This is a genomic window from Mailhella sp. (assembly GCF_057866825.1).
Genome location: NZ_DBMAHT010000004.1, coordinates 25,026 through 37,927, shown reverse-complemented (window position 1 = coordinate 37,927; position 12,902 = coordinate 25,026). Strand labels below are relative to the sequence as shown.

General features: G+C 60.1%; 14 protein-coding genes. 1 reads left to right on the top strand and 13 read right to left on the bottom strand.

The genetic code is table 11. The features are described from left to right. Window positions 1-127 precede the first annotated feature (127 nt). From ACZM96_RS01380 to ACZM96_RS01335, 10 genes are all read right to left on the bottom strand, one after another. Window positions 128-346, bottom strand: coding sequence for a hypothetical protein (locus ACZM96_RS01380; RefSeq protein WP_489486837.1), 219 nt, complete (start codon window positions 344-346; stop codon window positions 128-130). Window positions 347-459: 113 nt separating this feature from the next. Continuing rightward, complete coding sequence (locus ACZM96_RS01375) at window positions 460-2,166, bottom strand: YeiH family protein (protein WP_489486835.1); 1,707 nt, start codon at window positions 2,164-2,166, stop codon at window positions 460-462. Window positions 2,167-2,407: 241 nt separating this feature from the next. Beyond that, complete coding sequence (locus ACZM96_RS01370) at window positions 2,408-3,067, bottom strand: tetratricopeptide repeat protein (protein ID WP_489486834.1); 660 nt, start codon at window positions 3,065-3,067, stop codon at window positions 2,408-2,410. Then, window positions 3,064-3,468, bottom strand: a complete 405-nt coding sequence (locus ACZM96_RS01365; protein WP_294484291.1) for a hypothetical protein — start codon at window positions 3,466-3,468, stop codon at window positions 3,064-3,066. Before ACZM96_RS01365 ends, ACZM96_RS01370 begins: the two co-directional genes overlap by 4 nt. Before the next feature lie 2 nt (window positions 3,469-3,470). Beyond that, window positions 3,471-4,142, bottom strand: coding sequence for a YkgJ family cysteine cluster protein (locus ACZM96_RS01360; protein WP_489486832.1), 672 nt, complete (start codon window positions 4,140-4,142; stop codon window positions 3,471-3,473). A 193-nt stretch (window positions 4,143-4,335) separates the two neighbouring features. Beyond that, complete coding sequence (locus ACZM96_RS01355; protein ID WP_077074005.1) at window positions 4,336-4,524, bottom strand: ferredoxin family protein; 189 nt, start codon at window positions 4,522-4,524, stop codon at window positions 4,336-4,338. Between the two features lie 153 nt (window positions 4,525-4,677). Beyond that, complete coding sequence (gene thrC / locus ACZM96_RS01350) at window positions 4,678-6,117, bottom strand: threonine synthase (RefSeq protein WP_489486830.1); 1,440 nt, start codon at window positions 6,115-6,117, stop codon at window positions 4,678-4,680. A 104-nt stretch (window positions 6,118-6,221) separates the two neighbouring features. After that, window positions 6,222-7,004, bottom strand: coding sequence for an imidazole glycerol phosphate synthase subunit HisF (hisF, locus tag ACZM96_RS01345; protein ID WP_294484510.1), 783 nt, complete (start codon window positions 7,002-7,004; stop codon window positions 6,222-6,224). Between the two features lies 1 nt (window position 7,005). Beyond that, on the bottom strand, window positions 7,006-7,641 hold the full coding sequence (hisH, locus tag ACZM96_RS01340; RefSeq protein WP_489486828.1) for an imidazole glycerol phosphate synthase subunit HisH: 636 nt from the start codon (window positions 7,639-7,641) through the stop codon (window positions 7,006-7,008). A gap of 38 nt (window positions 7,642-7,679) precedes the next feature. Further along, window positions 7,680-7,859, bottom strand: a complete 180-nt coding sequence (locus tag ACZM96_RS01335; protein ID WP_489486826.1) for a hypothetical protein — start codon at window positions 7,857-7,859, stop codon at window positions 7,680-7,682. A gap of 237 nt (window positions 7,860-8,096) precedes the next feature. On the opposite strand from ACZM96_RS01335, the gene ACZM96_RS01330 reads away from it, so the two are divergent. Next, entirely contained in the window at window positions 8,097-9,137 is a 1,041-nt protein-coding gene (locus ACZM96_RS01330) for an aspartate-semialdehyde dehydrogenase (RefSeq protein WP_489486824.1), read from the top strand. A gap of 748 nt (window positions 9,138-9,885) precedes the next feature. Here ACZM96_RS01330 and hisG read toward each other — a convergent pair. From hisG to rny, 3 genes are all read right to left on the bottom strand, one after another. Continuing rightward, the gene (gene hisG / locus ACZM96_RS01325) at window positions 9,886-10,791 is read right to left on the bottom strand and encodes an ATP phosphoribosyltransferase (RefSeq protein ID WP_489486822.1); all 906 of its coding nucleotides are present in this window, start codon (window positions 10,789-10,791) and stop codon (window positions 9,886-9,888) included. A 10-nt stretch (window positions 10,792-10,801) separates the two neighbouring features. Then, the gene (gene hisI / locus ACZM96_RS01320; RefSeq protein WP_294484307.1) at window positions 10,802-11,206 is read right to left on the bottom strand and encodes a phosphoribosyl-AMP cyclohydrolase; all 405 of its coding nucleotides are present in this window, start codon (window positions 11,204-11,206) and stop codon (window positions 10,802-10,804) included. Between the two features lie 72 nt (window positions 11,207-11,278). Continuing rightward, the gene (rny, locus tag ACZM96_RS01315; protein ID WP_294484308.1) at window positions 11,279-12,841 is read right to left on the bottom strand and encodes a ribonuclease Y; all 1,563 of its coding nucleotides are present in this window, start codon (window positions 12,839-12,841) and stop codon (window positions 11,279-11,281) included. Window positions 12,842-12,902: the final 61 nt, after the last annotated feature.

The following is a 12,902-nucleotide window of genomic DNA, read 5'->3' as shown; positions in this document are numbered from 1 at the left end:
CGGAAAACGGCGTCGAGGGAGAGAATAGCACAGGGGACACCGGCAGAACAATAGAAACCTGCCCCCTAAAAAAAATGCCGAAGGCAATCGCCTGCGGCATTTTACATTTTCCGAACAGGAAAAAAAACTACAAGGAAGAGGCCCGAAGCTCTATGGCCTTCTGCACAGCCTCGCGGGAGGCCATTTCGCTGTCAAGCGATACAGGCACGTCCGTATAGTAAATGGCTCCCGCCGAGATGTCGAACCTGGCCTGCTGATCCCTCGAATGCCGGAGTGGGGGCACCACATCGTACACCCAGGGGAGGAATTCCCCCAGAAACAGCCATGTGACAATGCTGAGTGCCACAAGCTTGAGCCATGCGACCTTTCTGCTGGAAGAAGAGGAGAGAGAAGTCATTTTCAAGAAATCCAATGTCCGCACCGTCTTTCGACGGTGCGGACCGAGTTCAACGGTTCAGGTTAGATGCTGGCGGTGATTTCCGGGAACACCTTGTAGAACATGATCCAGGCCATCAGCAGGGTCAGAGCCAGGTTGAAGGACTGACCGCAGACGTACAGGATGATGGGCTTGCCGCCCTTGAAGTAGCCGGCGAGTTCCTTGAAGTTGGTGGCCAGACCGATGGAGATGAAGGCCAGGGCGAAGAACCAGCCGCGCAGAGGCACGGTGATCTTGTTGGTGCCGTTGGAGATCAGGGCGTTGCCGAGATCAGCGCCGAGGTTGCCGGCGATGGTGGACAGCACGATGGAGGCAGCGAGGAAGCCGATGACGAACTTGGGGAAGCGGTTCCAGATTTCCATGGGACCGACCTTCGTGCCTTCTTCATGGGCTTCGACCTTGGTGGCGAAGTAGATGGCCACGCAGAAGGCGCTCACGCCGATGAGCACGTTCTGGATCATCTTGATGGTAGCGGCGACCTGCAGAGCCTTGGGACCGATGAAGGCGCCAGCGGCGGCCACGGAGCCCGTGGCGTCGATGGTACCGCCGATCCAGGCGCCGCCGAGCACTTCAGGCATGCCCACGGCCTTGATGAAGGCAGGCATGACGATCATCATGATGGCGGTGAACACCATGGAGAGGCCGACGGAGAGGGTCAGTTCTTCCTTCTTGGCGCGGCAGGCGGCGGCCACGGCGATGGCGGCGGAGGTACCGCACACGGACATGTCGGCCGAAATGGTGATGTTCAGGGTCTTGGAGGGCATCTTCAGCACGGTCTGGCCGAAGATGTAGGTGGAGATGAGCACGATAGGCGTCACCACCCAGGCCACGAAGATGCCGGGGATGCCGATGGCGAGAATCTTGTTGAAGAGCACTTCGGCGCCGAGCAGCACGAGGCCGGCCTTGATGAAGTATTCCACCTGCACGGCGGGCTTCATCCACTTGGGCGTGCCGATGGTGTTGGCCACCACCATACCGACGATGATGGACCAGATTTCGGCGTTGAGGCCGTAGGTGGCCGTGGGCTTGTAGCCGCCGAGGAAGTTAGCGAACACGCACAGCACGTACACGCCGATGAAGCCGATGAAGTACTGAACGACGTTGGCGCCCATGACGCCCATGCCGACGGCGGTGATCACGCCCAGGCTGATGCCGAGAATGATGAGGCCGGGAATGAGGTTGGTGTCGGAACCGATCTTGGCCTTGGCCTTGGAAGCGGCGCTGTCGGCCTTCTGCCAGTCGGCGATGGCGGTTTCGGCGGCCTTGTTCAGGTCGGCGTTCTGGAAGGAAGCGGCGGAAGCGGCGTCCTGCGCGGCCTTGGCGGCGGTGAGGGCTTCGGCGGCAGCCTTGGCGGCGGCTTCAGCGGCGGGCTTGGCCGATTCGTCCGCGTGCGTCACGAAGGAGTTCATCGGATTGCCGGACCACTTCGCGGGAGTCTTGAGGTAGCCGATGATGGTCTTGGCGGCGGGCAGCTTGTTGCCGGCCACGGCCTTCTTGCCGGCCTGGGCCTGAATCAGTTCGATGGTTTTGATGGGCTTGGCCTTCTCAGCGGCGATAACGGCGTCGTACTTGCTGAGCTGGGCTTCGATGTCGGCACGGCCGTTCATCATGATGAGACCGGAAACGATCAGAATGAAGAAACCGATCCAAATCGCCCAATAGTCTTCCTTCAGCCAGAGGTCAGACCATTTTGCACGGCCATCGTCAACGACAATGTTCTCATTAGCCATAAAAAGTCCCCTGCTTAAAAAATTAGAAACAAACTCTCCTCAGGCCCATTTGTACCTTCAATAACAAACTCATGCCCTATTGACAAGTATTTGTCTGATACTTGCCGTTTTTCCTGCAAAGAACTCATGCGCCCGCAACGCGTCTTCGTCACGAGCCCGACATAAAAAAACCGGCGACAAAGCCCTGTTATACAGACTTTGCGCCGGTCGGAAGGTGGCTCGCCGCCCCGAAAAAAAATTGTTACGCAGTTTCGCCGGAAGGCTTTTCTTCCGCCTTCTCGCAGGCTTCCGTGAGAAGCTTCCAGTAGTCGTCGGCGACATCGTAACCGAATTCACACGCTTTTTCCGCGTATTCCTTGGCCTTTTCCACTTCGCCGAGTTCAAAGCAGGCCAGCGAGAGGTTGTTCCACGCGGGAGCGAAGGAAGGTTCCTGCTGAATGACCATGCGGCTCATTTCGGCGCTTTTTTCGTATTCGCCCTTCATATACAGGGCGGAAGCGAAGGTGGCGCGGGCCTGCAGATACTTGGGATCCCAGGTCAGGGCCTTGTGCAGGGCGGCAATGGCCTCGTCCACTTCGCCCTTCTGCAGATGCACGAAGCCGATGTTGCCCCAGGCGACAGGGAACTTGGCGCGGCACTGGGCCGCTTCCTTGTTGTACTGCATGCAGCCGTCGAGATCGCCGCGGCGCAGGCAGAGACCGCCGAGCTGCACGAACGCTTCGGCCATGTGACCGGAGTTGCGAACGGCGTTCAGAAAGCATTCCTCAGCCTCGGCGTAGTCGCCGAGAGAGAGCATGGCCACCCCGAGATTGTAGTGGTGGATGGCGCACTTGGGATCTTTTTCGATTTCTGCCTGAAGATCGTGAATATACTCGTGAATATCGGTATAACGGTCTTTCATTGAACGTGACCTTCCTTCTTTAGGAGTTCATGGTACCAGGCGGCGAATTCATAAGCGCCCAGGAACTTGTCCTGCTTGTTCACCACGCCGATGGCGGCTTCCATGGCGCCCTGAATGAACGCTTCGCTGGATTCTTCCGATTCGCCGGAGAGCTGCGCCTCACATTTCTTGGCGCGCATAAATTCCTTCATGAGCTGCTGCGCCGTGCGCTTGGTGACGTCGGTGCGAATTTCCACAGGATCGTTGGGCTCGGGGAAAGGATCCCACTTGTCGTAGCCTATGCGGTCGATGAACTTGCGCCGACGGGGCGAAATTCTCTCGTACAGATCGCGCTTGAGCTTTTCCTCTTCGGCGGTAAGCTCGCGGGGCTTTTCGCTGCGCAGGATGGAAGCAATGGACATGGCTACTCCTTGGGAACGGGACCGACGCCGAGATAGGCGTCATCGTACTTGGTGATGAGCGCCATGGACACCGGAACGTACACGCGGTGCAGTTCGCGGAAACGCGAGCCTATGGCCGCGCCGATGCGGCGGCTCATGTCGGCCAGACGGTCCTGAATGCGGTCGAGGGCCACGGTGGGATAGGCCTGTCCTTTTTTGAAATGACATTCTCCGCACACATGCGCCTTGCCGTGTATGGAGGTGGGAATGCCGTAGAGCCGGCAGGTGATGGGCCGGTGCTCATAAAGCAGGCAGGTTTCGTCGAGGCCGAGCAGGGGGCAGCGCACCCGTTCCCTGGCGGCTTCCACCATGATTTCCTCGTCGGACATGCCCTGTCTGGCCTGCTGGAAGTAGTGATGCTTCAGCCTGGTAAGCTGCCGGTCGGCGTCGCCCGCGGCCTGAAGCACGGCGGAACGACGAATGCCGAAGTCAAATTCCTTGTTGAACGCCCGGTTCAGCGCCATGGCCTCCACAAGGGAAAGATCGAAGGCCGCATGGCAGCAGCTGCTGCAGCCCGAGGCGCAGGCCACCTCTTCAGGATACTGGTTCTTCACTCGCTCGAAAAGCTGATCGGCCTGCGCGGCAAGCTGATCATATTCCTGAAAAATAGCGTCCAATTCCGGGTTGGTCATCATAGTTCCCACTGAAAAACGGTTAAAAAACCGCCGGATGAGCAACGCCCATCCGGCGGCAACAGGCTCACATGGGCCGCTGCAGGGCAGCGGTTCTGTCAGCGTTGCGGATGACTCCGATCATCCGCCGGCCTTCGGCGCAAGCGCGTCGGGCCCGGACGGCCTGAGCCGCCCTCGCCGAGGAATTCCTCAGGCGTTAGTCTTCTTCGATGGTGATGGCGTCGTGTTCGCAAACGCCGGTGCAGGATTCGCAGCCCAGGCATTCTTCAGCGTTCACGGGATCGCTCTTGCCGTCGTGCATTTCCCAGACGGAAACGGGGCAGATGTCCACGCACTGGCCGCAGCCGACGCACTTGTCCGCATCAAAAGTAATCTTGTAGCCCATAACAGCCTCCAATGTTCGGCCGAACAAGGTTCGGCACAAGTTAATAATTCCGAGTTGAGCGGATACGCCGTCCGGAGTATCCGATGCATGAGGGATAGCCTGTGCGCCACACGCTGTCAAGCGGCATCTCCTCAAAACGCCGGTTCTTCCGGCTCAATCCGCGGCCTTGAGTCCGGCGGCCTTCGCCACCGCCAGCGCCGCGGCTCTGGTGAATTCTCCGGCAGGCAGCGCGGCGCGCTCTTCGGCCGTGAGCAGCAGCTTCGGATGATTCACGAGTTCCGGCCGGGCCTTCACCCCGTATTCGGCGGGGAAGGCATCTTCAAAATACATGTTCTGGAATCCGGCGAACTTCAGGGCGTGCGCCGTGGAGTCGAGCACACAGAATTCGTTCTCGCCGAGCAGGCCGAGTTCCTGCGCCTTCAGCATGCCGGCAAAGCTTTCGCCGCCCTGCGTGCAGGCGATGTGTCCGTGACGGTTGGCCAGAATCATGGAATCCATGATGGCCTGTTCAGTCACCTGCACCACGTCGAAGCGGCCGCCGAGCGCCTCGAACTTCTCCACGAGATTGCGCACCCGGGGGAAGGACACGGGATTGCCTATCATGGCGGCCTGCGCCACGCTGGGCTGCACCGTCACGGCATGGTATTCGCGCTTTTCCTTCGGCTGACTGTAGTATCTCCACACCGGATCGGCGTGTTCGGACTGCACGCCCACAATGTGCGGAAGTTCTTCAATAATGCCAAGGCGGTACATCTTGAGACAGGCGGAAATCATGGACGTGATGTTGCCCGCGTTGCCTATGGGCATGAAGAGCGCCTTGTCCTTCATGTTCCAGGCGTACCACTGAGCCACTTCGTAGGCGTAGGATTCCTGACCGAGCACGCGCCAGCTGTTCTTGGAATTGAGAAGGGCCACGCGGTAGTGTTCGGCGAGGTATTCGACCACCTTCATGCAGTCGTCGAACACGCCGGGCACTTCCAGCACCTGCGCGCCGGAGCCGAGCGGCTGGGAAAGCTGGGCGGGGGTCACCTTGCCGTGGGGCAGCAGCACCACGGTGCGGATGGGCGCGCCCACATAGGCCCCGTACATGGCCGCCGCGGCCGAGGTGTCGCCCGTGGAGGCGCAGATGGTGAGCACTTCCTTCCAGCCGTTCTTGCGTACGAGCGATTTGAGGTAGCTGTACGCGCCGGCCATGCCGCGGTCCTTGAACGAGGCGCTGGGATTCATGCCGTCGTTCTTGTAGGCGAAGCGGCGTCCCACCTTGGCCTGAAGCGCCGCCGACGCCTCGACGATGGGCGTGTCGCCTTCGCCGAGATACACGATGTCTTCTTCTTCCAGCACGGGAGCCATGAGCTCGTAGAAGCGGAACACGCCGCGCAGGGCCGTGGTGCGGGTGGCGCGGCGGGCATCGAACAGATCGCGCCAGTACTGCGCGCCCTTTGCCTTCATGTCGTCGAAGTCGAGATCCTCAAGAAGAAGGACTCCTCCGCAGTCGGGGCAGGTGTAGAGCAGGGCGTCCACCGGGTGGCGATGGCCGCAGTTCATGCATACGTATTCCATGCGCGCGCGGCGCGTGGGGAAATCCTGAGACATATCATACTCCTGAGTGATGGTCGAATCTGAGGCGCAAGCATAGAATGTTTGCCGCCCGGCCGCAACAACTTCCGGGCCGGACGGCAGAAAAACAGTGCGTCCGGCTAGATCCGGCGCACCGGCACGCCGGCCTTTTCCATGTAGTCCTTCAGCTCGGCGATGGTGTACTGGCCGTAATGAACGATGGAGGCCACGAGCGCCGCGGAAGCGCCGCCGCGGGTGACGGCGTCCACGAGATGCTGCGGCGCGCCCGCACCGCCGGAAGCGATGACGGGAATGGTCACGGCGTCGCAGATTTTGCGGGTCAGGTTGAGCTCGTAGCCGTCGAGAGTGCCGTCGGCATCGATGGAGTTCACGCACAGCTCGCCCGCGCCGAGCTCTTCGCAGCGGCGCGCCCAGGCAATGGCGTCGATTCCCATGGGCTTGCGGCCGCCGTGAATGACGATTTCATAGCCGGAAGGGCAGGCTTCGCTCACGGGCACCTGCTTCACGTCCATGCCCACCACCACGGCCTGCGAACCGAAGGCGTCGGCCCCGCGGCTGATGAGGTAGGGATCCTTCACGGCCGCCGAGTTCACGGACACCTTTTCCGCGCCTGCGAGCAGCACGGCGCGCATGTCCTCCACGGAAGCGATGCCGCCGCCCACGGAAAACGGAATGAAAATGTTGCTCGCCACCTTTTCGACCACGTCAAGAAAGATGCCGCGCGCCTCGCAGGAGGCCGTAATGTCGTAGAAGACTATTTCGTCCGCGCCTTCCTCATAGTAGCGGCGGGCGGTTTCCACCGGATCGCCGATGTCCACGTTGCCCGCAAACTTGACGCCCTTGGTGAGGCGGCCGTTGCGCACGTCGAGGCAGGGAATGAGTCGTTTGCTCAGATGGCTGATTTCAGACACGGGCGGCCTCCTGACAGTAGCGGTAGAAGTTCGTCAGCAGCGCAAGCCCGGGGCGGCCGCTCTTTTCGGGGTGGAACTGCACGGCCCACAGGCCCGGACGACCGTACATGGCCGTGAACTCCACGCCGTAGCGGCACGTGGCAATGACGAGCTCCGGAGCCGGAACGGTATAGTAGCTGTGCACGAAATAAAAACGGGAAGAGGGATCAATGCCCTCCAGAAGTTCGGAAGGCTTCTTCACCGAAAGCGTATTCCAGCCCATGTGCGGAATGCGGATGGGTTCCCCGCCGTCGCGCCATTCCGGCTGGAAGCGACGGCATTCGCCGGGCACGATGCCGAGCGTTTCGGTGTTGTTTTCCTCGCTGCGTTCAAGCAGAATCTGGCAGCCGAGGCAGATGCCGAGCAGGGGCTTGCCTCTGGCGACCACCTCGCGCAACACCTTGTCCATGCCCGTGGAGACGAGCTGATTCATGGCCTGACCGGCCGCGCCCACGCCCGGAAAGATCACGCCTTCCGCGGCAAGAATGACCGAAGGATCGGCCGTAATTTCGGCGGGTATGCCCAGAGAACGCAGCGCTCTCAGAACGCTGGTCTGGTTCCCGGCCTTGTAATCGAGAATGGCAAGCATCGGGATGACCTGTCTTGTAGATGAACGGCTCCGAAGAGCTAGAAACTGAGCCCGGTACGGGTCCGGCTCGACATGTGGGAAGGCGAACTTCCCGTTCTGAACACCGTGGTGATATCGCCATCGACCTTGACGCTGTCGAAGGTGTCTTCCTGCATGCAGCCCGTCAGAAAGAGCATCGCCAGCATCAAAAGAGCGAGCGGCACAAGAAACGTTTTCATGTCGCATCCTCCTGCGGTCATCATAACCAAGACGTAAAACAGCGCAAGCCCTTCCCCACCTGCGGAACAAAAAAGAAGTCGCATTTTCAATACTCTGATTTTATTGGTATTATTTTGCAAGATTAAAGAAAAAGAACGCATGACTTGACAGTTCTTCATCTCGGGTGCAAACATGCGTTTTACAATAATGAAAAACTTGCCCCTTATGCAGGTTTTGCAACAGGAGAATTGCCCGCCATGAAGAAGTCCCTGAACGTTGCTGTGTGCGGCGCTACCGGCGCCGTCGGCCGCGAAATGCTTAAAACCCTTGCCGAACGCCATTTTCCCTGCGCTTCCATCACCGCTCTCGCCTCCGCCCGTTCCGCCGGAACCCGCGTTCCCTTCGGAGACGACGAAATTACGGTCAAGGAACTGACGAAGGACTCCTTCAAGGGCATTGATCTGGCCATCTTTTCCGCCGGCGGCAGCGTCTCCACCGAATTTGCGCCCTACGCCGTGGCTTCCGGCTGCGTGGTGGTGGACAATTCCAGCGCCTGGCGCATGGACGACCGCTGCCCCCTCGTCATTCCCGAAGTGAACCCCGACGATCTGGAAAAGCACAACGGCATCATCGCCAACCCCAACTGCTCCACCATTCAGATGCTGGTGGCCCTCAAGCCCCTGCACGACGTCGCCAAGATCAAGCGCATCATCGTGACCACCATGCAGGCCGTGAGCGGCACGGGCAAGAAGGGCATCGACGAACTCGAAACCCAGGTGCGCCGCCTCTTCAACATGCAGGACGTCGAACCCAAGGCCTACCCCCATCAGATCGCCTTCAACTGCCTGCCCCACATCGACGTCTTCCAGGCCAACGACTACACCAAGGAAGAAATGAAGATGGTGAACGAAACGCACAAGATGCTCGATCCGAACATCCGCGTCACCGCCACGTGCGTCCGCGTTCCCGTGTTCTACGGCCATTCCGAATCCGTGAACATTGAAACGGAAAAGAAGCTCACCGCCGCCGAAGCCCGCGTCATTCTTTCCCAGGCTCCCGGCGTGCAGGTGGTGGACAACCCCCGCGCCAATCTCTATCCGCTCGCCATCGACGCCGCCGGTGAAGACGACGTGTTCGTGGGCCGCATTCGTGAAGACGAAAGCTGCGACAACTCCCTGAACATGTGGATCGTGGCCGACAACGTGCGCAAGGGCGCGGCCCTCAACGCCGTGCAGATCGGCGAAGAACTGCTGAAGCGCGACCTCGTTTCCGTGGTCAATCCCAAAATGTTCCTGTAGTCCTCCAACCGACAGGAAAAAGGCCGCCGTTCCCGCAAAGGACGGCGGCCTTCTTTTTTGCCCTCGGCGCAGAGCCGAGGTTCGAAACGCCGTCCCCGGGAGGGGAAGCGCTCCAGAGCGGAAAAGAGCGCCGTGGGGAAAACGGCTCCCAAAGGGGAAAAGCGCGCCGGAAGGGCAATCGCCGGCTGACGCGGCCGCAAACGGCAAAGCGCCATCCACGCCGAGGAAAAGACGAACCCGGGAGAGCAAAATCCGGGGCCCGGAAGAACTTGAACCGGAGGCGAGGGCGTCGGGGATGGAGACGGGAGACATCGCTCCAGAGACGCGCGAGATGTCGAGAGGCGAGGGGAGCCGGAAGGGCACGATGCGAAGAGAGGAGCGAGGATAAGAAAGGAGGAGAACCCCGGAAGGACGTGACGTTGAAAAGGTCTTTCGCCGCAAGGCAAGCGCCGCCGATCTCCGCATCCGGCGTTTTTGCCAGTGAAGATATGTTTCCGCCCTGCATGCTCACGCGAAAATCCGCACCCGATGCACGCGCAGGAGAGCGCCTTCGGCCCGTATGTGCAATGTTCCGCGCAGATGTCGCTCGAAAGACCGTTGCACCGCCCGGGATGACTCTCGAAAAACTGCTGCGCCCCACCATCGACAACGCTCCGGCTTTTCCGTGCGATGCCCGCGAGACGAAAAAGCCGGAAGCAACCATCGTCGCTTCCGGCCGTCACATCGTTTTCAGAACAACGTCAGAAAACTAGATAACCTTGTTCAGGCTGTATTCCAGAATGCCTTCCGCGCCCAGCGCATGCAGCTGAGGAATCAGATCACGCACCACGTGAGTGTCCACCACGGTTTCCAGCGACACCCAGGCCGGGTCGCGCAGCGAGGCCACGGTGGGAGAATTCAGGGCTGGCAGCAGGCCGAGAATGGCGTCAAGACGGGCGGTGGGCGCGTTCATCTTGAGGCAGACGAAGCTTTCCGCGCGCAGCGCGCCCTGCAGGAGCAGATCAATCTGCTCGATCTTGCGGCGGCTGTCGGGGTCGTTCCACACGTCGCGGTTGGCGATGAGCACGGTGTTGCTGGCCATCACTTCGTCGATGACGCGCAGGCCGTGCGCGCGAATGGTGGTTTCGGTTTCCGTCACTTCCACGATGGCGTCGGCCAGGCCTTCCACAACCTTGGCTTCGGTCGCGCCCCAAGAATAATTGATCTGAACCGGCACGCCCTTCTTCTCGAAATAGCGGGTGCTCACGCCCACAAGTTCCGTGGAAATGCGCTTGCCTTCCAGGTCGGCCGCGCACTGATAGGGGGAATCGCCGGCCACGGCGAGCACCCAGCGGGCCTTGCGGTTCGACACCTTGGAATACACGAGGTCGGAAATCACAACCACGGGGGCGTCGCTGTCTTCCTTGCCGCCGTAGGCAACGCCGCGCTCTTCCAGCCAGTCCTTGCCGGTGAGGGCCACGTCGAGAATACCGTTCTGAATGTATTCGGGAATTTCCTGCACGCGGCACAGACGGGCCGTCAGTTCAGGATCGTCGATATCGGGAAAATAGTTGCGGACATGTTTATGAATCTTCCAACCGGCCCTGTCGAAAAGGGCGATGGTGGCTTCTTCCAGAGAACCTTTGGGAATGCCGAGCTTGAGCTGAGCTTTCATGAGTTGAGCCTCACTTCTTGTACACTTCTGCAGGATCAAACACCTGCGGGCAGCAGATGGTCGCTTCGGAGCTGCCGGGCGTGAGCCGCCGATAAAAACAGCTGCTTCTGCCGGTGTGACAGGCGGAACCGCCCACCTGCTCGATTTCCAGCACCACGGCGTCGGAATCGCAGTCGAGGCGGATGGCCTTGACTATCTGAACGTTGCCGGAACTTTCTCCCTTGTGCCACAGCTTCTGACGGCTGCGGCTCCAGTAATGGGCCTCGCCGGTGGCGAGCGTGGCTTCCCAGGCTTCCCGGTTCATCCAGGCAAGCATGAGCACTTCGCCGGTGGCGGCGTCCTGAGCCACGGCGGCGATGAGGCCTCCGGACTTGGAAAAATCGGGAACGAAGTCGGACGGGGCTTGAAACTTCATGGAACAGTATCCTTCTGAAACGTGCGTTGTGAACGCCGTTATACGCTGCAATGATGACGCCAGTGTGATGATTTACTTGGCAAAGCCCACGGCGCGGCGCTCGCGGATGACCGTGACGCGTATCTGACCGGGGTAGGTGAGGTTTTCCTCGATCTTGGCGGAAATGTCCTTGCAGAGCAGATAGGTGCTGTCGTCGTCCACGTTGTCGGAATTGACGATGACGCGCAGCTCGCGGCCCGCCTGAATGGCGTAGGACTTGGCCACGCCCTCGAAGGAATCGGCAATGTTTTCCAGATCTTCAAGGCGCTTGACGTAGTTCTCCAAAAGTTCCTTGCGCGCGCCGGGCCTTGCGCCGGAAAGAGAATCCGCCGCCTGCACGAGCACGGCGAGCGCCGTTTCGGGATGCACGTCCTCATGATGCGCGGCGATGGCGTGAACGATGTCCTTGCCTTCGCCGTACTTCTTGGCGATGTCCGCGCCGATGAGCGCATGGGAGCCTTCCACTTCATGATCCACGGCCTTGCCGATGTCGTGCAGGAGACCTGCGCGCTTGGCACGCTTGATGTCCATGCCGAGTTCGGCGGCCATCATGCCGCAGAGGGCGGAGACTTCCAGAGAATGCTGAAGCACGTTCTGCGTGAAGCTCGTGCGGTACTTGAGCTGTCCGAGCAGACGGATGATGTCGGGATGAATGCCGTGAACGCCGGCGTCGAAGGTGGCCTGTTCGCCCACTTCGCGAATCTGCACTTCCAGTTCCTGCTCGCACTTGTGAACCACGTCCTCGATGCGGGCGGGATGAATGCGGCCGTCCTGAATGAGGCGTTCAAGGGCCATGCGGGCCACCTGACGGCGGATGGGGCTGTAGGCGGAAAGAATCACGGTTTCCGGCGTGTCGTCGATGATGAGATCCACGCCGGTGGCGGCTTCGAGCGCGCGGATGTTGCGGCCTTCGCGGCCGATGATGCGGCCCTTCATGTCTTCGCTCGGCAGGGTGACGGCCGTCACGGTCTGTTCGCCCACGTAGTCGCCGGCGTAGCGCTGAATGGCGCAGGCCAGAATTTCCTTGGCCTTTCTGTCGGCGGTTTCCTTGGCCTCGGTTTCGATGACGCGCATCATCTTGGCGGCTTCATGACGGGTGCGCGATTCAATTTCCTCGAACAGACGGGTCTTGGCCTCTTCGGCCGTCAGACCGGAAACTTCCTGAAGGCGGCGTTCCTGCTCGTCGAGCTTGGCCTCCACCTGCGTTTCCTTTTCGGCGAGCACGCGCTCGCGCTGGGTCTGTTCCTTTTCCTGCGCCAGAATGTCGTGCTCCTTCTGCGTGATGCGCTCCATCTTCTCTTCCATGCGGTCGCTGATGTCCTGGAGCTTTTTCTCACGGTTCTTAAGGGCGCGTTCCTGATCCTTGCACTCCATCTCGAAGGCGTGCTTCTGGCTGAAAATTTCGTTCTGTCCCTGGAGAAGAATTTCCTTCTTCTGAGCCTGCGCTTCCTTGCGTGCTTCTTCCACAATGCGGCTGGCCAGATCGTTGGCCTCGCCGATGCGCTTGGTGGTCATATGCCGCTGTATGCAGACGCCCAGCAGCGCGCCGGCCACAAGACTGACCAGCGCGAAGGCGTAAATAACGATATCATCCATGATAATTCCTGTAATATGCTGACGGGCAAAACCCGATATGTCCGAAACGGCCGGAAGGCGC

Excerpts from the sequence above, each read along its gene's own strand:
- ACZM96_RS01375 (WP_489486835.1), bottom strand. The coding sequence starts at position 2,166 with ATGGCTAATGAGAACATTGTCGTTGACGATGGCCGTGCAAAATGGTCT.
- ACZM96_RS01370 (WP_489486834.1), bottom strand. The coding sequence starts at position 3,067 with ATGAAAGACCGTTATACCGATATTCACGAGTATATTCACGATCTTCAG.
- ACZM96_RS01365 (WP_294484291.1), bottom strand. The coding sequence starts at position 3,468 with ATGTCCATTGCTTCCATCCTGCGCAGCGAAAAGCCCCGCGAGCTTACC.
- ACZM96_RS01360 (WP_489486832.1), bottom strand. The coding sequence starts at position 4,142 with ATGATGACCAACCCGGAATTGGACGCTATTTTTCAGGAATATGATCAG.
- ACZM96_RS01355 (WP_077074005.1), bottom strand. The coding sequence starts at position 4,524 with ATGGGCTACAAGATTACTTTTGATGCGGACAAGTGCGTCGGCTGCGGC.
- thrC (WP_489486830.1), bottom strand. The coding sequence starts at position 6,117 with ATGTCTCAGGATTTCCCCACGCGCCGCGCGCGCATGGAATACGTATGC.
- hisH (WP_489486828.1), bottom strand. The coding sequence starts at position 7,641 with ATGCTTGCCATTCTCGATTACAAGGCCGGGAACCAGACCAGCGTTCTG.
- ACZM96_RS01335 (WP_489486826.1), bottom strand. The coding sequence starts at position 7,859 with ATGAAAACGTTTCTTGTGCCGCTCGCTCTTTTGATGCTGGCGATGCTC.
- ACZM96_RS01330 (WP_489486824.1), top strand. The coding sequence starts at position 8,097 with ATGAAGAAGTCCCTGAACGTTGCTGTGTGCGGCGCTACCGGCGCCGTC.
- hisG (WP_489486822.1), bottom strand. The coding sequence starts at position 10,791 with ATGAAAGCTCAGCTCAAGCTCGGCATTCCCAAAGGTTCTCTGGAAGAA.
- hisI (WP_294484307.1), bottom strand. The coding sequence starts at position 11,206 with ATGAAGTTTCAAGCCCCGTCCGACTTCGTTCCCGATTTTTCCAAGTCC.
- rny (WP_294484308.1), bottom strand. The coding sequence starts at position 12,841 with ATGGATGATATCGTTATTTACGCCTTCGCGCTGGTCAGTCTTGTGGCC.